General features: G+C 41.6%; 18 protein-coding genes. 10 read left to right on the top strand and 8 right to left on the bottom strand.

Annotated elements, in window-relative coordinates:
• Window positions 1–3: 3 nt before the first annotated feature.
• Together B6N13_RS08900 and B6N13_RS08895 are read right to left on the bottom strand one after the other, a co-directional pair.
• The gene (locus tag B6N13_RS08900) at window positions 4–717 is read right to left on the bottom strand and encodes an SPOR domain-containing protein (RefSeq protein ID WP_169459125.1); all 714 of its coding nucleotides are present in this window, start codon (window positions 715–717) and stop codon (window positions 4–6) included.
• A gap of 67 nt (window positions 718–784) precedes the next feature.
• On the bottom strand, window positions 785–1,219 hold the full coding sequence (locus B6N13_RS08895) for a YqaA family protein (protein ID WP_169459124.1): 435 nt from the start codon (window positions 1,217–1,219) through the stop codon (window positions 785–787).
• Window positions 1,220–1,417: 198 nt separating this feature from the next.
• Between B6N13_RS08895 and B6N13_RS08890 the strand changes: the two genes are divergently transcribed.
• From B6N13_RS08890 to glgX, 4 genes are all read left to right on the top strand, one after another.
• The gene (locus B6N13_RS08890) at window positions 1,418–3,034 is read left to right on the top strand and encodes a methyl-accepting chemotaxis protein (RefSeq protein ID WP_012069179.1); all 1,617 of its coding nucleotides are present in this window, start codon (window positions 1,418–1,420) and stop codon (window positions 3,032–3,034) included.
• Window positions 3,035–3,384: 350 nt separating this feature from the next.
• Window positions 3,385–6,510 (top strand): glycoside hydrolase family 15 protein, encoded by a 3,126-nt coding sequence (locus B6N13_RS08885; protein ID WP_012069178.1) that lies wholly within the window; start codon window positions 3,385–3,387, stop codon window positions 6,508–6,510.
• Window positions 6,511–6,536: 26 nt separating this feature from the next.
• A complete protein-coding gene (gene glgB / locus B6N13_RS08880; RefSeq protein WP_012069177.1) occupies window positions 6,537–8,732 on the top strand; it encodes a 1,4-alpha-glucan branching protein GlgB in 2,196 nt (731 codons plus the stop codon).
• 62 nt (window positions 8,733–8,794) lie between these two features.
• Complete coding sequence (gene glgX / locus B6N13_RS08875) at window positions 8,795–10,834, top strand: glycogen debranching protein GlgX (RefSeq protein ID WP_169459123.1); 2,040 nt, start codon at window positions 8,795–8,797, stop codon at window positions 10,832–10,834.
• Here glgX and B6N13_RS08870 read toward each other — a convergent pair.
• The 3 genes from B6N13_RS08870 to B6N13_RS08865 all read right to left on the bottom strand — a co-directional run bounded on the left by B6N13_RS08870 (window position 10,831) and on the right by B6N13_RS08865 (window position 14,321).
• Complete coding sequence (locus B6N13_RS08870; RefSeq protein WP_348981533.1) at window positions 10,831–12,339, bottom strand: ABC transporter transmembrane domain-containing protein; 1,509 nt, start codon at window positions 12,337–12,339, stop codon at window positions 10,831–10,833. The two genes, glgX and B6N13_RS08870, sit on opposite strands and share 4 nt — an antisense overlap.
• Window positions 12,340–12,351: 12 nt before the next feature.
• The gene (locus tag B6N13_RS23670) at window positions 12,352–12,648 is read right to left on the bottom strand and encodes a hypothetical protein (protein ID WP_348981532.1); all 297 of its coding nucleotides are present in this window, start codon (window positions 12,646–12,648) and stop codon (window positions 12,352–12,354) included.
• 89 nt (window positions 12,649–12,737) lie between these two features.
• Window positions 12,738–14,321, bottom strand: coding sequence for a methyl-accepting chemotaxis protein (locus tag B6N13_RS08865; RefSeq protein ID WP_248280274.1), 1,584 nt, complete (start codon window positions 14,319–14,321; stop codon window positions 12,738–12,740).
• Between the two features lie 412 nt (window positions 14,322–14,733).
• Between B6N13_RS08865 and B6N13_RS08860 the strand changes: the two genes are divergently transcribed.
• The 6 genes from B6N13_RS08860 (at window position 14,734) to B6N13_RS08840 (ending at window position 21,405) form a co-directional block, all read left to right on the top strand.
• Window positions 14,734–15,384 (top strand): 2OG-Fe dioxygenase family protein, encoded by a 651-nt coding sequence (locus tag B6N13_RS08860; RefSeq protein WP_012069173.1) that lies wholly within the window; start codon window positions 14,734–14,736, stop codon window positions 15,382–15,384.
• Between the two features lie 172 nt (window positions 15,385–15,556).
• Window positions 15,557–16,807 (top strand): response regulator, encoded by a 1,251-nt coding sequence (locus B6N13_RS08855; RefSeq protein ID WP_169459121.1) that lies wholly within the window; start codon window positions 15,557–15,559, stop codon window positions 16,805–16,807.
• Between the two features lie 281 nt (window positions 16,808–17,088).
• Complete coding sequence (locus B6N13_RS08850; protein WP_169459120.1) at window positions 17,089–18,354, top strand: response regulator; 1,266 nt, start codon at window positions 17,089–17,091, stop codon at window positions 18,352–18,354.
• A 91-nt stretch (window positions 18,355–18,445) separates the two neighbouring features.
• Window positions 18,446–18,985, top strand: coding sequence for a serine/threonine protein kinase (locus B6N13_RS23355; RefSeq protein WP_248280273.1), 540 nt, complete (start codon window positions 18,446–18,448; stop codon window positions 18,983–18,985).
• Window positions 18,986–19,027: 42 nt separating this feature from the next.
• Window positions 19,028–19,453 (top strand): phosphotransferase, encoded by a 426-nt coding sequence (locus B6N13_RS23350; RefSeq protein WP_248280272.1) that lies wholly within the window; start codon window positions 19,028–19,030, stop codon window positions 19,451–19,453.
• On the top strand, window positions 19,450–21,405 hold the full coding sequence (locus B6N13_RS08840; protein ID WP_169459119.1) for a RecQ family ATP-dependent DNA helicase: 1,956 nt from the start codon (window positions 19,450–19,452) through the stop codon (window positions 21,403–21,405). Before B6N13_RS23350 ends, B6N13_RS08840 begins: the two co-directional genes overlap by 4 nt.
• A gap of 47 nt (window positions 21,406–21,452) precedes the next feature.
• Here the strand turns inward: B6N13_RS08840 and B6N13_RS08835 are convergent, their stop codons facing one another.
• From B6N13_RS08835 to B6N13_RS08825, 3 genes are all read right to left on the bottom strand, one after another.
• Window positions 21,453–22,577 (bottom strand): glycosyltransferase family 4 protein, encoded by a 1,125-nt coding sequence (locus B6N13_RS08835; RefSeq protein WP_169459118.1) that lies wholly within the window; start codon window positions 22,575–22,577, stop codon window positions 21,453–21,455.
• A gap of 131 nt (window positions 22,578–22,708) precedes the next feature.
• On the bottom strand, window positions 22,709–23,089 hold the full coding sequence (locus B6N13_RS08830; protein WP_169459117.1) for a VOC family protein: 381 nt from the start codon (window positions 23,087–23,089) through the stop codon (window positions 22,709–22,711).
• An 83-nt stretch (window positions 23,090–23,172) separates the two neighbouring features.
• On the bottom strand, window positions 23,173–23,511 hold the full coding sequence (locus tag B6N13_RS08825; RefSeq protein ID WP_169459116.1) for a GIY-YIG nuclease family protein: 339 nt from the start codon (window positions 23,509–23,511) through the stop codon (window positions 23,173–23,175).
• Between the last annotated feature and the right edge of the window lie 8 nt (window positions 23,512–23,519).

Here is a 23,519-nt window from a genome sequence, read left to right as displayed (position 1 = left end):
AATTTAGTTGTTAGTGAAAGACTCACCATTATATTGCGTGATTAGGCAATCTTTGCCCTTTTCTTTTAACATTTTACAAAAGTCTGAGCTAAAAGTTTTATTCACAAATGGCCCTACTTTAAGCTGATACATGGTACGACCATTGACTTCTTTTTGATTCACTAACGGCTCTAAACCGTCAAAAGCCATTGGATAGGACTTCTGTAATACTCTCCAACCACGAACTGCTTCATCACGATTACCATAAGAAGCTACCTGCACACCGTATTCGTCTCCAGTCACTGTTGTTTGTTTTGTTGCCATCACTGGCGCAACGACAACAGGAGGAGCCGCTCTATCCATTTCGAAGTTTTCTTCTGGATCGATAGTCATTGGGTCAGCATTACCTTGACTATCCATAGGCGCCTGCATAACAGCAGGAGCAACATTAACAGCTGCCATAGTGGCACTAGTCGAGATATCATTGCCTGCCATGTTATTTGACATTGCTGCAGATTTTGTTGGCAGAGCTTTACCTTGCTTTAATGCCGCAACTTCAGCTTCTAGCTCGTCAATTCTATCCAATTTCGATTGTACGTTTTGCCATTGTTCATCATGATTACGAACTTTATCTTGCAAATCGCCATAGGTCATAAAGGTGTTTTTATCGTCCAGAGATGAGCAAGCACCTAATGATAATCCTGCCATCACTACGATCAGTTTTTTGGACATTCCCATTATTCTATTCTCCATGTACATCATTAGAACTTCGCGCTTACTAGCATGGACTTTTTATCCGTACCTCTTACAGAGTCAATAGTAAGTGCTGTCCCCACAAAATTAAGGCATAACGAGCCGCTTTGCCAATCAAAACCAAAGGTAAAAAATACCAAATAGGTGTACGCAACACTCCCGATACTAAAGCAATCCCGTCGCCAACAACAGGTAGCCAAGTAAATAATAAGCTCCAAATGCCATACTTATTGAAAAAAAGTTCTGCTTTTTGCCGAGTGGACGCCTTCATCGGAAACCATTTTTTGTGCTCAAAACGAACCAAATACAACCCTAAGAACCAGTTTGTCAGCCCCCCTAATGTATTCCCCAAGCTTGCCCAAATCCATAGATAAAATACCGACAAAGTTGCGTCATTTGCATAATAAAGCAACAAACCTTCTGAGCCCAAGGGCAAAATAGTAGCTGATAAAAAAGAAACTAAAAATATGAATAAATAATTTAACACTATCTCTCTTTACCTACATTAATCGAGTAATTAAATATCTAAACACAAAAACAATGACCAATCTCAATTTTACCCACTAGGCAATATATAGAAAAACAACTACTCTAGGGATCATGGCCATTTTTTATCTCAAAACAGCCATTTCAATAGCTCCATTTATTGGCGTCAAATACGTAAAACCAACCTAACGGAGGCGACATGCTGGATCGCATTAATGACATAAAAATTCGTTATAAGTTATGGGCTATTATTGGACTAATGTCTATGGGAACCACGGCACTTATTCTCGTGTCTCTTTCTTCATTGTTTAATAGCCATGTGGAAGCCCGAAAAGATAGAACACAAGATATATTAGATATAGTAAACACCACTCTATCTCCTATTTATAAAAAACAAATCTCTGGTGAGTTAACAGCAGAACAAGCAAAGCAACAAGCTATAACACTACTATCTGAATTCAGTTATGGTGACCAACAAAGTCTATGGATTATCAACAAAAACAGCCGTACTCTACTTAGCGCTCCAGCAAACTATAAGAGTAGTACTTCGCCTTCATCCCTAACTGAAGAGTTAAACAAGTCACGAGCATCTACAACTAAAGAGAATTATCAAACTCTCGAATTTGAGTACCAAGGTAACGATGGCGCAGCTCATCGAATGATTGCCAGTGCATCTACGTTCACACCATGGAACATTACCATTATTGCTACCGCATCTATGGATGCTGTGTTCAGTTTTTTCTTAAAAGCTTTAATAGATTACGCCATTGTCGTTGGCCTATTAACTGTATTGGTGGGCGGAACCGCTTTGTACATTATTCACTTGGTTACTAGCCGTGTGACTTCGTTATGCAAAACAATGACGTCGGTACAACATTCGGGTGACCTTACTCAACGGGTTGAATTTACTGGCCAAGACGAAATGGGGGAAATGGCGCGTGCATTCAACAGCATGATGAACGATTTCCAATCCATCGTGCGCAATGTCAGTCATTCCAGCGAAACTTTAGACAGCATCGTTGGACAAACGAATAACTCGACAACCAAAACAGCACAAGGCGTCGCCAGACAATTATCCAATACAGGCAAAGCAACAGAGCTAATGCAAAGCGTGATGACCTCGGTTGAAGATACCCTTGCCATTGCCGAACAAGCCAACAACACAACACAAGAACTTGGCCAGCACTCCAAACAAGGCCTTGGTGTTATGAATAAAGCGAACCAAGATATTCAGCAGCTATCGGTTGAAGTCGGCGATGCTGCCAAACAGATTCAAAAATTACGTGAAGACGTTACTCATATTAATGAACGACTAGGCATCATTGCTGAAGTAGCAGACCAGACAAACCTATTAGCACTGAACGCTGCGATTGAAGCCGCTCGTGCTGGTGAACAAGGTCGAGGCTTCGCTGTGGTTGCCGACGAAGTACGACAACTTGCCCAGCGTTCACAACATGCAGCGACGGAAATTGGCGGATTGATTGATCAATTAACTCAACAAACACTGGCTACGGTTGAAGTGATGGAGTCCGCCAGAAACACAGCAAATCAAGGCGCTGAACAAACATCACAGGCAGGCCAAGCCTTTACTCAGATTGCCAATGGCGTTCTCTCTATATCCAAACTAAACAGCAGTATTAGCAAAGCCGCTGACCGACAATTTGAGTCCTCTCAAACCGTTAATCAAACGCTCGAAAGCATTGCGAATATTTGTGAAGAAACTAATCACAACTCCACCGATATTCAAACATCGGTAAACAACCTGCAAGATTGTGCTAGTCAATTACGTCAGCTGGTTCATCAATTCAGCACTTAACTATTAGCGTTTTTAGACCTCTTTTTATATAGATATAAAAAGAGGTCATGTAATTAAAAATCCATGACCTCTTTCTCACTTCTAAGATCTTGTCCTTGCGTCATAAAACATTAAACAATGCACCTTAAACTGCACTTAAGTAATATTTCCTGCTCACATTTTGTGCATAAATGCCTGACTTGATTGAAATCACGATATTTTTAAAAATTAAGTGAAAAAGAAGCTTCTTTACCACTTTAACTTCTTGGTGAGTCACATTATGTTTGGGTATAGTGGTTTTAGACTTAATTAGTACTATAGTACGAACTAAGCTTTAAGCTTAAACAACAGAGTTTTATAAAGGATCGAACATGGCGTCTGATACGCACGATAAGCTAGATTCTCTTTATCAACATATTCAAGCGGTTATCCTAACCCGCCAACATCCAGTGACAGGACTTTTTCCTGCAAGCACCAGCATCAATAATCACGGTAATTACACCGATGCTTGGGTGCGAGACAATGTCTACAGTATTCAAGCCGTATGGGCCTTACACCTAGCCTATAAGCGTGCATCGAATCCGCAAAAACGCGCCAATGAACTTGAATTCGCCTGTATAAAAATGATGCGTGGCTTATTATTCGCCATGATGCGTCAATCCCATAAAGTGGAAGCCTTCAAGCATAGTCTTGATCCTAAAGATGCACTGCATGCTAAATATGATACAAAAACCGGTTTAGAAGCCGTGGCGGATGATGCCTGGGGACATTTGCAAATTGATGCCACTAGCTTTTATTTATTGATGTTGGCGCAAATGACCAAAGCTGGCAGCAAGCTGATCTTTTCTCGTGACGAATTCAACTTCATCCAAAACCTTATTTATTATATTTCGCGTACTTATCGCACCCCAGATTACGGCATTTGGGAGCGTGGCAATAAAGTAAATAATGGCAAAGCCGAAATAAACGCCAGCTCCGTTGGTATGGCAAAGGCCGCCATGGAAGCTATGGACGGATTGAATTTATTTGGTGAAGAGGGTCCCGAGTGGGCAGTAGTACATTCCTTTGCTGATGCCGTCGCTCGCGCGGGTTCTGTATTGCAATCGCTACTACCTAAGGAATCTCGCTCCAAAGAAGTGGATAGCGCTATTCTCAGTATCATTGGCTTTCCAGCCTTTGCGGTAAACGATGAAAAATTAACTCGCCGGACACGCAAAGAAATCATTAGCAAGTTGGGCGGCGAATACGGCTGTAAACGCTTTTTATTAGACGGTCACCAATCTGAGCTAGAAGATCAAAGCCGAATCTATTACGAGTACGATGAGTTAATTAATTTCGAGCACATTGAATCCGAATGGCCGCTATTTTTTACTTATCTTTATATTGATCGATTGTTCGCTCGTGATTGGGAAAGCGCCAACTTTTATCGCCATAAACTTGAATCTTTAATGGTTGAAAAAGATGGGCAAATGCTGCTTCCTGAACTTTACTATGTTCCCCAAGAAAGCATTCTCGCTGAGAAAGAAAGACCAGGATCTCAAAAGCGCCTTCCTAATGACAATTTACCCTTGGTTTGGGCGCAGAGCTTATTCTTAGTCGGCAAGATGCTCGATGAAGAACTCATCACCACTGATGATTTAGATCCACTTGGTTTACACCGCATTCAGCACAGGCCAAATAAAGTCACCACATCCATGGTCATTTTGGCGCAAAACGACAAGGTTAAACAAAAGCTTTTAAATGCCGGTTGCTTATGCCAAACATTAGAAGATATTGCACCACTGAAAGCCATTAGTGCAGACCAGTTAGTTGAAACCTATCGCCACCTAGGTGCTTCAGAGACGTTAGGTCTTACCGGTCGTCCTAACCGTGCACTAAATAGCTTGGCTACATCTCAGGCATTTAGTATTAATGACGAAAGTTACTTGTGTTTGTCTTGGATTCAAAATGAAGACAAAGACTATCGAAAAATTGATCCTAGCCTATTCCAAGCTCATATTCGTAATGAATTAAAAACCATCGCCAACCATTGGTATTATCAAGCAAATGCCGTTTTCAGCATTCTCATTGATGAAGCCATGAGCGAAATGAAAGGCAGTGATGAACTGTTTGAGTTTATTCGTTTGCTGCAAAAACGTGAGCACGAAGAGTTCCGCGTGATCCCGCAATCGGCTAAAAATGCCTTTAAATCGGGTAATAGGCGTGCCATTATCATCAACTCCCTTGATCATAAACAGCTAGAAACTAAGCTCCCAGTGCACGATACACCTTGGCCTTTAGCTGAAAAGCCAAAAGCCTATGATACTGCTAGTATTAAAGCAGCCGAAACCGATGCTCTGCTTGCTCGCTTAGTTGATCAACCTAGCTTAGACGAAGCGGTAGATTGCCTAATGGAGCTTGGTGGTCGTCGTGCGTTAATGAGCACTATACCAAACTCAACACCCGCGATTACTGCCTATAAAGTATTAAACAGCGTCTACCTTCAAACGCTATTGTCAGAAAACTGGCGCCCTGCACGAATACTGTATTCTCTGATTCTAAAGCCTTCAACAGATCTAGCGACGTATATTGCCGACATTACGGTTCGCCAGCGCTTATTAGTAATTGGGGAAACGCCAGAAACAGAAATCGATATCAGTTCACCACTGCATCAAGATGCCATTTTAGACATGCTGAGAAGTGTCTCGTCATCGCCGATTGGTCTAGTTATTTGCCATGAGTTAATTGCTATAGCAGGTACACTAATTAAAGTACACCCTGAGTTTTTTTCAGGTGTTCGTACTATTCGCATTCACAATTTGGCCATGCTTTGTGCTCGACAATTTGATCCAGAAGACGATGCACCAGTTTTTGACACATTATCTAAGGTCTCCCCTAGTGAGCTTTACGAAGCACTCACTCAAGTGTTACAACAGAAGCACGATGAATACGCACATGTGGCAAATAACATGCGTTATCACAACAGTACCGACGCACAAAGCAAGATGAAAGATGTCGACTGGTTTGACTGGCGTTCTGAGCAAGGTATGATCACTAAGCTCCCAGAATCTATGTTATTGCAACTCTGGGGAAGTTTAAGTCATGTAAATACCATTGTGTTTGGTGATTCACAGAGTAATACCGCACTGGATTGCAAGCGTGCGCTCAGTTCTATGACTCCAGGCGAAGATACCTTTGCCTTGTTGATTGAAACTTTAACATCAGACATTCATCCAAGCTGGTATAAGAGCCTTATTTTTGAAGGTTTGTATGCCTTCATACAGTTTTGTCAGCAACATAAAAACTGCAAGTTTGATCAAGAAATCAACTTGCCGGTGCTCGTCTCTCAAGCGGCTTTGGATCATGCCAAGCAACATCAAGCAGAACACCCAGAAGAACGTTGGGCAGAAGCCGCATTAGATGAATTTGCACAAATAACACCTAATAAAGTAAACCAATATTTGCGTTGGGCAGTGAGTAAACTTCACAGTCATCAGCACCAACACTCATCGAGTTAACACACTCACTCTTGCTGGAGAAGTGAATGGATTTAATAAAAAACGCCCTAATTAACGATGTGCTGAATGCACATTGTTCAGACCCCTTTGGCTGTTTAGGACTACAATCATCACCATCTAAAAAAGGTTTGTCGCTACTGGTTTGGCAACCGGAAGCGATTTCTATTCGTGTATTGGCCATAGATTCAGACAAAGTGCTCGCTACAATGAGCGAAACCAATGACAAAGGCCTGTTTCACGCCGAATGGCCAAAAGAAAACACGCGTTTTCATTATCGTCTTGAAATTACTTATAAAGACGAAAGCACTTATACGCTGGTTGACCCATACCAGTTCCCTAGTACGACCTTTGTTGACCCCAAACATCATCAAGCGAACCAGTACAAAAGCCAAGGCGCGATTCGCGCTGGTGCTAAGGTAAACGATAAGCTCACCATTCAAGGCACACGTTTTGCGGTTTATGCACCAGCCGCCCGATCCGTATCTGTCGTTGGCGACTTTAATGCTTGGGATGGTCGTATTCATCCTATGTCGAGCAACGGTGATGGTATTTGGCGACTGTTTATTCCAGACGTTAATCACGGTGCTCGTTATAAATTCGAGATTCGCGCGAAATCCGGCGAGATTCTTCCTCATCGCAGTGATCCATATGCACAGCGTATTGAACAATATCCATCCTTTGCCAGCGTAACCTGTTTTGATAATAAGCACGTATGGCAAGACGACGCTTGGGTTAAACGCCCTATCGAAGACATCTATGAAAGACCCATGAGCATTTATGAATTGCACATAGGTTCATGGCGTCGCAAAGGTGACAATCAACCGCTGACGTATCTTGAAATGAAAGATCAGCTGGTTCCTTATATTCAAGAAATGGGCTACACACACGTCGAATTATTGCCTATTACTGAATACCCATTCGATGGATCTTGGGGCTATCAGCCTGTCGGTTTGTATGCTGTAACATCTCGATTTGGTACACCAGAAGATTTCAAAGCCCTTGTCGATGCGCTTCATCAAGCCAACATTGGTGTGATCATGGATTGGGTTCCTGCGCATTTTCCAGCCGACAGCCACGGTTTAGCAAACTTCGATGGTTCCAAACAATACGAATACCCAGACCCTAAAAAAGGCTGGCATCCAGAATGGAATTCGCTGATCTATGATTTTGGTAAAGAGCATGTAGTGAATTACCTAATCAGTAATGCGGTTTATTGGTTAGAAGAATTCCACATCGATGGTTTGCGCGTTGATGCTGTGGCATCTATGTTGTATTTGGATTATTCCCGTGAAGACGGTGAATGGATACCTAACAAAGATGGTGGCAATCATAACTACGAAGCCATTGATTTTTTACGCCGTTTAAACGAAACCGTGTACTTGAATCATCCGCGCTGCTTTACCGTAGCCGAAGAATCTACCGCCTTTCCAGGTGTGTCTAAACCAACTTATATGAATGGTTTGGGCTTTGGCTTCAAATGGAACATGGGCTGGATGAACGACTCGCTTGCATATATAAAGCGCGATCCGATTTATCGCCAGCATCATCAGGGCGAGCTTAGCTTTAGTATGGTGTACGCCTTTGATGAGCAATTTGTTCTGCCGATATCTCACGATGAAGTGGTACATGGCAAAGGCTCGATGATCACTAAAATGCCCGGAGATGCTTGGCAGAAATTCGCTAATTTACGCGCATTTTCGGCTTACATGTATTTCCATCCTGGCAAGAAACTCAACTTCATGGGTAACGAGTTTGCACAAGGTCAAGAATGGAGCCATGAACGCTCTTTGGATTGGCACTTGTTAGACACAGATTTCCATAAGGCTCAGCAAACGCTATCAAAAGACCTAAACCATCTTTATAAAAATGAAGCGAGTTTGCAGTTTGATCATTCTTATCTAGGCTTTGAATGGATCAGCTACGATGACAGCGCCAACAGTATTTTGGCCTTTGCCCGTAAAGCCAAAGACAGTGATGAACACGCGGTCGCTGTGATTAACTTTACACCAACCCCCCATGGCAACTACCGAATTGGTGTGCCAAAAGCAGGTCGTTACCAAGTCATCATAGATACGGATGAGACAAGCTATACTGGCAGTGGCTTTGCCAAAAGCAAAGAATACGATACGCAAACTATTGTCAGCCATGGCCGTGATCAAAGTATTGAACTGCAAGTACCACCACTTGCTGGCGTTTTATTAAAATGGCTAGGCGAGTCTTAATCTCTAGCATTAACAACATTTAGTAATAACAACAGCAACATAAATAGCATCTAGAGGTATTAATGAACCAAGCACACCAAATTTCCGATGGCTCCCCTTTTCCTCTAGGTGCCACAGTGACTGAAAACGGTGTTAATTTCGCCGTTGTTGCTGAAGACGCTATTCAGTTGTATTTATGCCTTTTTGATCAAGAAGGAAACGAACAAAAACCTTTGCCTTTTATTAATAAAAGTAACGGCATCTGGTACATGGAAGTACTTGGTTTAAAAGAAGGCCAAAACTATGGCTTAAGGGCGGAAGGTGAATTCAAACCTGAGCGTCAATTGCTCTACAATGAGCGCAAACTACTTATTGACCCTTATGCAAAAGAATTAAGCAGCAAATTGGTTTGGCACGAAGACCAAGCAGCGATAACAAAAGAAGGTCAAGCACATCCTGCTGACTCCGCATATTGCGTTCCTAAATCTATTGTCCGTACTATCGAAGCCAAAAAAAATCGTCCAGCAAGAGTCAAAGTCACGCCTTCAAGCCGCGCTTTATATGAATTGCATGTCAAAGGTTTCAGTAAGAACCTACCTATTGAAGACGCACTGCGAGGTACTTACCTTGGTGTTATTTCTGCTCCAGGTATCGAACATTTAAAAAGCCTCAACATAACAACCATTCAGCTAATGCCCTGTTTTAGTTTTATGACAGAGAGACACCTGCAACAACTCGAATTAAGCAATTATTGGGGCTACAACCCCATTAGCTTTTTTGCCGTTGAGCCCTCTTATGCCATAAAAGACCCAGTTTCAGAATTCCAACAGATGATAGACGGGCTTCGCCAAGCTGGCTTTGAGGTAATTCTAGATGTTGTTTATAACCACACAGCAGAAAGCGAGATAGATCAATCCAGCGTGTGTTACCGCGGCTTAGACAATGCACGCTATTATCGCCATCAAGATGGACAATATTTAAACTACACGGGCTGTGGTAACTGCGTCGATACCTACAATCCCACCAGCATCCGTCTTATCTGCGACAGTATGCGTTATTGGGTTGACGTGATGGGCGTCGATGGTTTCCGCTTTGATTTAGGTGTGGATCTTGGTCGAACAAATCACGATTTCACAGCCAAAGCCCCCTTACTGCAAGCCATCTTGCAAGACCCTGTGCTAAGCGAAACATGTCTCGTCATGGAGCCTTGGGACATAGGTCCAAACGGCTATCAAGTGGGACAATTCCCAAGAGGTTTTCTTGAGTGCAACGACAAATACCGAGACACGGTTCGCCGTTTTTGGCGTGGCGATGATGGCTTAGTTCCAGAATTGGCAACTCGCCTTATGGGGTCAAGAGACTATTTCCATAAAGGCCAGAAAAGTGCGCTAAACTCGGTTAACTACATCACTTACCACGATGGCTACACAATGAAGGATTTGGTGTCTTATCACCATCGTCATAATCTTGCCAACATGGAAGAAAACCGTGATGGTCATGGTGAAAATATCAGTCAAAACTTTGGTGCAGAAGGAGAAACAGACGACAAAGATATTCAAGCACAGCGCTTGAATCAGCAGCTTTGTTTTATGGCGACGCTGCTATTAAGCCAAGGCACGCCACATATTTTAGGTGGTGACGAACTGTCCCATAGTCAACAAGGTAACAACAATGCCTATTGCCAAGACAACGACATTACTTGGCAAACTTGGCTAGACGTAGACACAGAAACAAGCCTTGCAAGAGCGGCAATAAAAAACACCATAGCAACACTTATGGCATTACGAAAAGCCTATCCAATTTTTGCAGAAATCCGCCTGGAAGATGATCCGCTATATCAGCATGCGTCATCGGATAAAATCCATTGGCTCAACGAACAAAGTGAGCCTATGACAATCGAAAATTGGGCCGATGACGGTCGGCATTTCATTGCATTAACACTAACACCAGCCGATCTTTCTAGCAGTTTTTGGATAATATTCTATAGTGACGATGTGCCACTTAGTATTCCGTTACCTACAGAAAACAACATAGAAACACTTTATCAAACTCCTGGGTTATCCATTACAGAAAACAGCACACTCCATTGTGCTTATCGTGGAGTGTTTGTTGCTAAATTTTAATCTGATTGAGCGTCATCATGTTGATTAAACTGTAAGTCGGCTAATCGTTTATACAAGGCACAGGTTTCGAGTAATTCACCATGCGTGCCTTGGGCGATAATTTCTCCTTGATCCATAACGATAATCCGATCAGCATTCAGAACCGTTGCCAAGCGATGGGCAATTACCAAGGTGGTTCTGCCTTTCATCAAGGGTTCCAGTGCGGCTTGAACCTTATTTTCGCTTTCTGCATCGAGAGCGCTTGTGGCTTCATCTAATAATAAAATGGGTGCGTCTTTTAATATCGCCCGAGCAATAGCAACACGCTGTCTTTGCCCACCTGAGAGTCGAACACCATCTTCACCCAAGCGCGTTTCGTAACCTTGGTCTAAACGCGTAATAAATTCATGAGCATTGGCTTGTTCCGCCGCGTACTGGATGGATTCTTTGCTGGCATTACGATTGGCATACCCCAAATTGTCGTAAACGGTTTGATCGAAGAGAACTGTTTCTTGTGGCACTAGAGCAAAGTGCTGGCGCAGATCGTCTAAGGAGTACGCTTTAATATTCTCTCCCGCCAGATAAATACCGCCCTGTTGGGGATCATAAAAACGCAGCAACAATTCAAACAAGGTAGATTTACCGGCTCCTGACGGCCCAACTAAAGCCAGCATTTCACCCTGCTTGATAGAAAAAGAAAGATTCTTCAACGCCGCATAATCCGGTCTTGTGGGATAACGAAACTCGACATTATCAAACTTAATAACTTCTTCACCCTGACGAATGTCAGCCATGCGCTGAGAAGGAAACTCACTAGAACCACTTACCACCGCACTTTTGGCACTGAGCAACTCCATAATGCGCTCAGCTGCCCCTGCTGCGCGCTGCAACTCGCCCATTACTTCAGAAATGGCACCAACAGCGCCAGCGACAATAATAGAATAAAACAAGAAGCTTGCTAGATCACCAGCACTGATCGCTCCTGAGATGACGTCTTTACCACCAAACCACAACATCACCCCAATGCCACTCATCGATAACAAAATGACCATCAGAGTGAGCCAAGAGCGCTGCTGAATGCGTTTCACACTTACGTTGAAGGCACGGTCAACCGTTGCTGAAAAACGCTGCGCATCATGTTTTTCATGAGTGAAAGCTTGCACCACTTTTATGTGACGCAATGCTTGCGATAAATAACGCCCGACATTCGCTACTTCATCTTGGCTATCACGGGATAAACGACGCACTCGACGGCCAAAATACACTACGGGAACAATCACAAAAGGTACGCAGGTCAGCAAAATAAGCGTTAATTTAAAATGCATCACCAGCAAGAATAAAATCCCACCAATCAACATCAAACTGCTGCGTAAGGCAATCGACAAAGAAGAGCCAATCACGCTTTGTAAAAGCGTGGTATCAGAGGTAATACGGGATTGAATCTCACTAGGAGAATTATCTTCAAAGAAGGATGGCGACAAAGTGAGCAAATGCGCGAACACGGCTTGACGAATGTCGGCTACCACGCGCTCCCCTATTCATGACACCAGATAAAAACGACAAAAACTGCCGATTCCCAACAGAAAAACCAAGCCAATAAATATCATTAAAGCCTGCGTTAACCCTGCTTCCGAACCTGAGGCCAAGCCTTGATCAATAAGCAACTGCACGCCTTTGCCTAAACTCAACATGGTGCCAGCAGTGACCATTAAAGCGACCAAAGCAAGCACTATATGACGTCGATATGGACGCAAAAACGGCAAGAATGTTTTTATTCCACTATCAACTCTTTCCCTATCAACAACTGTGCTCTCAACATTTTCCGGTTTGCTCATCAGTCATAACCACCATGAAGTAATAACGACCGTCACTATAGCGTATCTATGTCTACACAACTGGGTAAATACCAAGTAGAGATTTCTTACTAGCTTTCACTATTAGATGAAACTGAAGACTTGAACCCCATGCGGAAACCACCCCAATGCTTACCATTTACAAAAATGGGCACAGAAAGGTCATGGAGAATTTCTCCCGTATCGCGTTTATAAGTTTGCAATAAAAAACTGTCCGTATGAGCACCACATCGGCTGCCAGTGGCATCATTAAAAATGCGTTTGCTACGGTTGTTCACCAAGTCTTTTTCATAATCGCCGCTTAATGGCTGACTAAATTTTTTATTATGGGTTGGAAAGTAGCCATTTACATCCACCGCACCAGCAAACATAACCTGCTCATATTTTTCTAGAACCGCTTCTTGAATAGCTGGAAAAGCACGGTCGCTAAAAGCATCATAGGAAGTATTGTATTTCTGTGGATTTGTATTATTGACTGGTCGGTAGTCTTTAGAAAAAACAGCTTGCTCTGTTAGCTCACCCTTTTTGATTGCCTCTTCAAATAGCTGACCAATGGCTTGTGCAGATGTTTTGGCAACCATTAGTAACTCAGAAAAGAATAATGATTGATCAACTTTGTCTAGCTCCCTAAAAACCACTTCAGCTCCGTTGCTTAAACCTGATGCTTCTTTTGACAATTTATCGCTGCGCTGAGAGATATCTTGCAGAGAATGACGAATACGCGAAATAGAACCATTTATCTGTGTGCTGGCTGCGCCTAATTCCTCTCCTGCACTTTCGACTTCCGACAATACGGCAGAAGCAGTTTGAACCTCTTCTGTTAAAGAAATAAACCGCTGCGTTTCTCCTAACAAGGTCGTTGATAAAGATTCGGTTAAGCCTTTTAATGACGACATTTCGTGATTGGTTAATTCGCTGTTACGGCGTACATCTGTCAATAAACTAGAAATTTGCTCTGACGCACTAGCACTTTTAGCAGCTAGCGCTCGTACTTCATCCGCTACCACCGCAAAGCCTCGACCTTGCTCACCAGCGCGAGCCGCTTCAATTGCGGCATTGAGCGCTAATAGATTGGTTTGTTCAGAAACGCCCTTAATAACCTCTGTGATACTGTCGATGTCATCAGCACTTTTGGTTAATAAAGCTAATTGCTCACTAGCGGTTTGGACTTTTCCTGTGAGCTCATGGATCTGATCGGCACTTTGTGACAAAGCTGTTTGGGCTGTTCTACTCGATGCTGCCGTTTCACTCATAGTGCGAGCTAGCTGACCTAGGTTAGTCGACAGCGTCAATCCAGTATCAGACAGCGTTTCTACTGCTTGAGAAATCTGTTCGCTATCATGATGAGTAAGATGTATGTCTTTACTTAACGTATCGACAAAATGAGACACTTCAGCCGCCCCCATGGCCATCTTTGATGTGGCACGAGTAGCTGTTTTACTCACTTCAGAAAACGAAGTTGACGCATTATCATTGGCGGCATCGGCCTCCTTAGGGCTCGGAGTAGGTGTACTTCGCACTATTTTTGGCAAGACTAAAAAGACACATAATAAAAGACCAGAACCAACATATGCTTGAGGAACAGTGCCTTGTATGTAACCTAAAATAAAAATTACGAGAAGCCCTACAACACCACACCAATGGAAATAAACCATCGTCCTTTCCTTCCTTTTCATTATTATTTATTCCCAGTGTTTAACTATGGCTGTTGAAGGTCAATATAAAACGAAGAACATAAGACTAAAGTCGCACTGAAAAAACGTAACATGCTTGTTATTGGAAAAATCCTATTATCAAAGACAACTATTTCCACCTAGCAATATATCTTCTCTTTAGGAAAGTATTCATTTATAGAAGTGCACACAGCATTCCTCAAAATTAGATAAATAATGCACAAAAATAGATATAAATGAATTTTCAATCCCATAAATTCGCTTTTCTACACATAAAAAGCAGAAAAAATCTCTCATAATCCAACTACACTAGAAAGCAAGCTCACGAAGCACGACAAAAATAAAAACGCCGTTGCGCACAATCTGCCAACGGCACATATTGAGGATAAATGTCATGATCACTAACAAAGTTAAAACAGAATCCTTCTACCTTGAATTGGGACAACTAACCCCTGATAGTGTTGATCACCTAACGCCTTCTTTTGATCATTTGCCACCAAATCCTTACGCTGATGGTGAGTTCCGTTTGCGTCGTTATTCTCGCTTTACATTTGAACAAGGGCAGCTAAAGCGTTTGCCTTCACAAGCGTTTGTCCAAGATGAAAACATCAACCATTTCCAAGGTAACGTTGTGCGCAGTTATGAGGAAATTGACGACAGAATAGTCATAGATCTAGCCTTCATTGAATTATTTGAACACTTTCAGAAAATGGCTAGTGTGGTTGATGGCACACCAATAGAAGTACATCAATTACGTATTTTTGCTGATCATAAAGTCGCTGAAGTTGCACCTGAAGGAGTTCACCAAGATGGCTTTGATCGTATCGGTATTTATGTAATGCAACGTCATAATATCGAAGGTGGTAATATCAATATACATCTAGATAAAAACAGCCCAGCACTCATTAGCCATGATTTTGATAAAGGGGAGTTTGTCGTCCTCAACGATCGTAAGTTTTTCCACAGTGCTCAACCCATAAAACCAATTGATGGCGACCAAGGCTATATGGATATTTTTGTACTGACAGCGAACTTAATGCATTGAGCATAAGTGAGATGCTCTAAAAACATTACTTCCTTATTAATTACAACTTTTCCTAGTTAAATCAATCTAAAAACACTAGGGCGACTCAGCCAAGCATGATATAAAACGAAAATGTAACCATTTGTAATTTTATTAGTTGTTTTGTAATAGATCAGGCTGGGAAAGTTAAACAGTGATAGATATTCGTACTGCAGAGGATAGTAAGAAAAATAGTGTAGAAAGTACTACAAAAAAATCAGTACTAATCATTGAAGACATGAATGAAATGCGCCTAATGCTGAGATCAATGATGCTCTCATTGGGCTACACAAACATAGAAGCTGAAGCCTCTGGACAAAGCGCACTCAAGCGTATAGCAGCTAAACATTTCGACATTATCCTTTCTGACTATAACCTTGGTGGCCGTATTAACGGCCAACAGGTTTTAGAAACCTCACGAAGAAATAACATTTTAAGTCATTCTACTATTTTCATTATGATTACCGCCGATACGGGCTATGACAGTGTCGTCAGCGCAATAGAACATCGCCCCGATAGTTATATGGTGAAACCATTTACTCCTGCGACTCTCCACAAACGACTCAGTCGTATTAAGCTCCAAAAGAGTATATTTTCTGAGGTGGATGAATATAGAGGAAAAATGAATTTTGAGATGATGGAAAGTGAGGCCAAAGCAATCATGCTTAAGCACCCTCAATACAGCAGTTTATGCCTGAAAATTATTGGCGAATCATTGCTATCCAGAAAAGAATACAAAGCAGCAAAGATACATTACATGCGAGTACTCAAACACAAACAGGAGACCTCTTGGGCTCACTTCGGGGTTGCACAGTGTGATTTAGGCTTAGAGCAACCATTATCTGCAGTGAAAAGCTTAGAAAAAACGATCAGCCTCACCCGTCATTTTTTACCTGCGTATGACACTCTTGCTAATACACAAGAAAGGCTAGGTAACTTAAAAGGAGCTCAAAAAGCAATGATAGCAAGCCTAGAGATAACTCCTAGATCTCTAGCAAGAACAAAAAAACTTGGAAAGATTAGCGTTCGACTAAAAGATTGGAAAATGGCAGAGCAAGCCTATTTCCGCGTCATTCGCTTAACCAAAGACACTCAACATGAAAAAATAGAATATTATTATGAGCATTTAAAATGCCTCATTGCGATACAAGAAAATGACGATCAAGCACCACAAACTGCTGAAAAACTTAAACGCTCATTGACAAGATTACGTATGTTAGGAAAAGACGACCCTATTGTTGTCTCAAACTCCTTTCGTGTAGAAGTTCAGCAACATCTTCATCGTGAGCGTAAAAATGATGCTATTAAATCATGGAAGCAATGGAAACAATTAATACTATCAGGGAAAGCCTCATCGATTTCGCATGATCAAGAACTCACTTTGAAAAGAAAGCTTGGCCTATAAATAATTGGCGTAAGAAGCTACTGTCGTTTCTTACGCCAACTCTGATGATCACAGAAAAGTTCAATTTCCCAAAAAAGTCTTATTATTAGATAAATGCCCCTTATAAATTACATTCTGTAACAAATCTAAATATCTCTTACCCCATTGATATTAAATAAAAAAAAACGAAAATCTCCAGACTTGAGCTATAAAATTACGATCACTATAAGTTTTTTCGTTTTTCAAGTGATATAAATAAGGCATTAGACTTATTGCAAGTTCATTAAAGTCAGGTAGTACCTTTGACAGATGTAATCGCCCTTGGCGTTGAAAACACAAACGATATCCATCAAGGACTTATCGACCTATCAAAAAAGCGTGTTTTGATCATCGAAGATATCGGTGAGATGCGACTCATGCTGAAGTCCTTAATGACGTCAATGGGCTATTCTAATATAGACGTGGAACCTTCTGGACAATCTGCTATCAAGCGAATTCTAGAAAGACCTTATGATGTCGTGTTGTCAGACTATAATCTTGGCGGCAGCATTGACGGCCAGCAAATTTTAGAGACATCTCGTAAGAACTACTCCCAAGACCATTCTACTATTTTTATAATGATTACTGCCGACACAGCATATGAAAGTGTTGTCAGCGTGCTGGAATATCAACCAGATAGCTATCTTGTTAAACCCTTCCCACCAGCGGCTTTTTTTCGTCGTTTCGAGCGAGTACAAAAACAAAAGAAAACTTTCGAAAGCATTAATACTGCTAGAAAGGAAAATGATTTTGAAAAAATGGAAGCGCAAGCCAAAGCAGTCATGCTGCAATACCCTCATTTTGCTAGTCAATGTTTAAAAATCATTGGCGAATCACTCTATGCTAGAGGTCGATACAAAGACGCCAAAAGCCACTACATGCTTATCATTCAAAAAAGCAAAAACCTAGCTTGGGCACATTACGGCATTGCATTATGTGAACTCAAACTCGGCACAGTTGCTGCCGCTATAAAAAAGCTAGAACACACGATTGCTTTAAGCCGTCATTATTTATCCGCTTATGATTTACTTGCCGACGCACACGAAGATTTAGGCAATCTAGAAGATGCTCAAGCGGCTATGATCAGCGTTTTAGAAGTCTCTCCACGCTCTACAGAACGCGCTCTTCGACTTGCTCAAATCAGTATGCAATTAAACGATTGGCCCACTGCTGAACAAGCTTACTCAAAAGTCATTCGATTAACTCGTGAAACCAGTCATGAAAAGGTCGAATACTATTATGAGTATTTAAAGTGCCTAACCAATATGATGACGAGCAGCTCAGACAACTCAAAACTGGCAGATAAATTTAAGCGTACACTTATTCGTCTACGAACCTTTGGAAAGACCAACCCTGCTGCGATATCTAACTCTTTTCGCGTCGAAATTCAGCAATATCTGGCTCGAGATCACGTTGGCGAAGCCATTAAATCTTGGAAACAATGGAGCCGTCTGATTAAGTCAGGACAAGCAACGCCTCTTTCCGACGCTCAAAAACAAACACTGAAAAAACGCCTCGGCTTGCTATAATCCCTTCACACCGTTATGGTCATGCGCTAATTTTCAAATTGGCGTTATCGTCACTTACACATTTTTATCCTTTAATATCAGAGCATCCATTATGACGGCTACTCATTCTTTTTCGTCCCTTCTTCCAGATGCCATTTTAGACGCTGTAGAGTCCACAGGACTATGGAGTGACTCTCGAATTTATCCATTAAACAGCTACGAAAACAGGGTTTATCAGATTGGTATTGAAGAGGCATCTCCTGTCATTGCAAAATTTTACCGTCCTGATCGCTGGAACGAAGCGCAGATTAGAGAAGAACACCAAACATTATTAAAGCTCAAAGCCGCAGGCGTTCCTGTTGTCGCCCCATTGGAATTTAATGGTGAGAGTTTGCTTCGTCATAACGACATGTATTTTTGCTTGTCTCCACGTCTAGTTGGGCAACACCCTGAAGCAGACAACCTTGATCAGCTTTATCAAATTGGCGAACTCATCGGTCAGCTTCACAAAACTCTATCGACAACTCCTTTTAAAGAGCGCATCAGTGTCTCTCCTTTATCACAAATGGATGATGCAGCTAATCAAATTTTAACGGGGCGTACTGTATTTGGGCATTCAGAACTAGCAGAAGAATTACAGTTGCCAGAATAGCTCAAGCCTATTTATATTAGACAAATCGCTACGCTGCGAGATATGTGCGAGACCAGCATTAAGAGTTATTGGCCAACTCGGTTGCGTCCAATTCATGGAGACAGTCACCGCAGTAACTTAATGTTGCACGACGACCAATTTCATTTATTAGATTTTGATGATTGCCAAAATGGTGTTGCCGTTCAAGATTTATGGTTACACATTACTCAAACAGAAAATCCAAGACAACAATTAAGCGAAATCATTGAAGGTTACGAGACCTATTTGCCTTTTGAAACTCGTGAATTGGATTTAGTCGATGTTTTTAAATGTGTGCGTGTCATTAGTTACACTGCATGGCTACAAAGCCGTTGGCATGACCCTGCTTTTACCAAAGCTTTTGCTTGGTTTGGCAGTGAAGACTATTGGATAAATCACTTAAACGAACTAAAAAATTGCGAACTAGAATGGGGGCAAATTTCACGATGATGCCTTCAAATACAACACATCTAGAACACTCGCTTCATTCTTTGTTCGGTTTCGACCAATTTCGTGAAGGACAACAGCAAACCATTAAACAGCTTCTGACCGGGCACTCATCGCTCGCAGTTTTCCCAACGGGTTCTGGTAAATCATTGTGTTACCAATTCACCGCCACTCAACTGCCAAATTTGACGCTAGTTATCTCGCCATTGATTGCCTTGATGCATGATCAATTAACATTTCTAACCGCAAAAGGCATTCCCGCTGCTTGCTTAGATTCCAGTCAAAGCAAAGATGAAAGCCAGGCTGTTATGTCTGGAGTACAGAGTGGCGCTATTAAGATTTTAATGATCTCGGTCGAACGCTTTAAAAACGAACGTTTTCGTCGCTTTATCAAGCGCGTTCCGATTTCTATGTTAGTCGTCGACGAAGCTCATTGTATTTCAGAATGGGGTCATAACTTCCGTCCGGACTATCTAAAACTCCCCTCTTATCAACAAGAGTTGGCCATTCCATTAGTCTTACTGTTAACTGCCACGGCGACACGCAGAGTGCAAAGAGACATGGCGCAAAAGTTTGCCATATACCCTGAACATATAGTGCAAACAGGCTTTTACCGACACAACTTAGATATTGATCTTATCCCAATACAACGTTATGAAAAGCTAAACACTTTAAAAAATGTCCTCAATGATACCCAAGGCGCGAGCATAGTATACGTGACTCAGCAGAAAACGGCCGAAGATGTCGCTCGCGCTCTACAAGCCGATGGCTACTCAGCAGTCGCCTACCATGCAGGCTTGAATAGTGATATTCGCAGCGCTATTCAAGCCGACTTTATGAATAGTAAAACACGCATTATCGTTGCGACCATTGCGTTTGGCATGGGCATCGATAAATCTGATATTCGTTTAGTCGTGCATTTTGATTTACCCAAATCAATCGAAAACTACAGCCAAGAAATTGGTCGTGCGGGGCGAGATAACCAACCAAGCCGATGTGTAATGCTCGCCAGTTTGGAAGGTTTAAGTACCCTAGAAAACTTTGTTTATGGTGACACACCTGAGCCACAAGACATCGACACTTTACTACGTTGCATTACCGAGCAAACAGTTGAATACGAATGGGAAACACAAGTGTACGGATTATCCAATCTCACTAACATTCGCTCTTTACCGCTCAAAACCTTATTGGTGCAGCTCGAATTATTCGGTGCGCTCACGCCAAAATACAGTTTTTACGCGGATATCAAAATTAAATGGGAAGGCGATAGAATCGCTTTTGCCAACCAAATCCCAACCGAGTGGCAAGCTGCCTACCAAGCAATTCTAAAAGGCATCCAATACAAGAAAATCTGGGGCACACCTGATTTTGATAAGCTATTTAACGAAGCGGGCTTATCACGAGGCGACGTATTGCAAGTCTTGGAATTCGCTGCGGATCACAATGTTCTGACGCTAGAAAGCAAAGGCCTGACTGAAGTGTATCAAGTCCATAGCGAGCATTTTCACCATCAGACATTAGCAAACCAATTGCATCAATATGTGGAAGAAAAACAAAGTGCTGAAGTTGCACGAATCGCTACCATGATTCGTTTCTTTCAATTAGATCGCTGTTTGAATAATAATCTAGCTCGATATTTTGGTGATCAAAATTCACCAGAACACTGCGGCCATTGTTCGGTTTGTCGAGGAAAAATTCTGGTATTTTCACAGCAAGCAGACCTAGATAGTGATGTGTCGTGGCAGGATAATTTAGCAGAGTACGCTCGAGAATTCGCTCAACATGTTGGAAACAAAAGCCCAGCGACTCAAATCACAGCGATATTGATTACGCGCTTCTTAACGGGTTTAACACAACCCATTTTCACAAAAATAAAAGCCCGCCAACTTAGCGGGTTTGGTGCGTATGAAGAAAAAAGTTATTTGTCAGTTCTAAAAGCGATACAAGACTTATAAACTAGAAAAGACATAGTGCATTCTATGAATGCACTATGTCTTGAAATTCAACGAAGATAAGGATTAAAAACAGCATTAAATTTCTCATCTAATGCTGATTCATACACTTCTTTAGCAGACTCTTGATTCTCCAAAGATACTCGATCACGCAGCGCCTTATCACTTAGCAAAGCATCCATTAGATTAGCTAATACTTGATTACTTTCGCCATCGTAGATAAAACCAGCCGATTCATTTTTCATAAGTTCGCTCGCACCAACCCATTTAGTCGTAATCACAGGTGCACCACAAGCCATAGCTTCAGCAACAACGCGCCCGAATTCTTCTATTCTCGCCGGTAAAACAAAGATATCTAGAGCATTAAAATATTCTTCGTCATTATTAATAATAGGAAGTTGTCGCACTCTATTTTTGTAGGGAGAACGGTCTAAAATCGCCTGAAACTCTTGAGTCAATTGATCTTTTCCGACGAAAACAAAGTGAGTTTTGTTAGCTATCTCTTCTGGCAAGAGACGAATGGCTTCAAAAAAACGGTCAATACCACGTTTTTTAAAATTACCTGAGGTAACCAAACCAACTAAAAGCTCATCTTCTTTTACATCCAGGTCTTTTCGAATTCTAGCTTTAACCTCGTTAGACAAAATTTTAAACTGGCTTTCATCTATGGCAGGATAAATAACCGATATATCTTTTTCAGGCACAGAGAAACGTGCAATTAGCTCATTTTTTGTCAAATAAGAGTTCGCCACAATATGCTTAAACTGATGATTTTGAAAAATAGGCGTATGGGTTAAATACATTTCATCATTTTTAGATAGTGGCTTATTATGAATTTTTTCTGCTGCTAAATGTACGCAGTTATGAATAAAATGAACGTCTGGATGCTGTAAATCCCCATGACCTATAAGTAAATCCGCTTTGATTTTTTTAGCTAACTTTAAAGTTTCATTACTAAATTGAATTCTACGCTTAAATTTTTTCTGCCAGAAAAAACGCTTTGATTTATGTGAAATGCCTCCGCTCTTTTTTATATCTTCTACATTAGCATTTTCTGAAATAGTATGTACTTCACACCCAACTGAAGAAAAAAACTTGATCTCTTCATGAACACTACGACAAGCGCCTGAATAGGTTTTCTCAAGATTCTGTTTCGCTATTAATACAGTTTTCATAGTCTTGCTGGGAGTCCCTTCAATAAATAAAAAGTAAAAAAATTCATGATAACAAGAAGTACCAAAAAAAGCGGCGCATTAACAAAAAATAGTGCCTGCCTTACTGACTCTTAGATGGTTTTATTAAACGGTTACTCTGCTTTTTCAGAATAAACACTGACTTCGATTAGGTTATTGTCTGGATCATTGAAATAGACTGATTCGATTGGCCCTAGTGCACCAGATTTCGTCACGGGGCCTTCTAAGATAGTCACCTTACAAGCTTTCAAATGAGTGACAACGTCGTCAATGGTCCAGTTGGTAATCAGGCATAAATCGCCAGATCCTTCCATTGCATGATTTCGCAGCTCTTGCCCCAGTAATTGGAAGTTGATCTTTTGTTGGCCAAAACGCATAGCCTTACGCCCATTTGCAAAGGTAATCGGCTCCATTTTCAACACGGTTTCGTAAAAAGACACAGCTTTGTCGATATTTGCCACGGTCAAAACAATGTGGTCAAAATGACTTATCATAGCTCCTGCCTCCCAGAGCAAGTCTCACAAAATATACGACATGCTACGAATGATCGACAGGAAAAACAAGCTTATATTATCTATTAGAGACTAGTCTCTTTTCGAGGTGATTGGCTTAATGCGGTTAAGTCTATTTTGCCTTCTATGAGACTCAGTTTTTGGCGTCGATTCAATTTTTTAACTTTATGCTCCAATACTAAGGCATCACTCTTTGAACCAACAGATTGATGCCATACTAATTCAAGCGGCCCTTTGCCTTTCAGATAGCGAGCTCCTCGCTTACTTACGCCGGAATGCTCTTTAAAGCGTCGATCAACATCGGTACTAATGCCAGTATAAAGCGTGTTCAAGCGAGTCTTTATCATATAAAGGCTCCACTCGTGATCCTTAGAGACACTTTGCTCTTCCTGTTTATCTGTCACTTGATGCT

It is taken from the genome of Marinomonas sp. UCMA 3892, from assembly GCF_012726345.1.
Classification (GTDB): domain Bacteria; phylum Pseudomonadota; class Gammaproteobacteria; order Pseudomonadales; family Marinomonadaceae; genus Marinomonas.
Note: the sequence above shows the minus strand (reverse complement) of the source record. Positions and strands in the feature narration are given on the sequence as shown.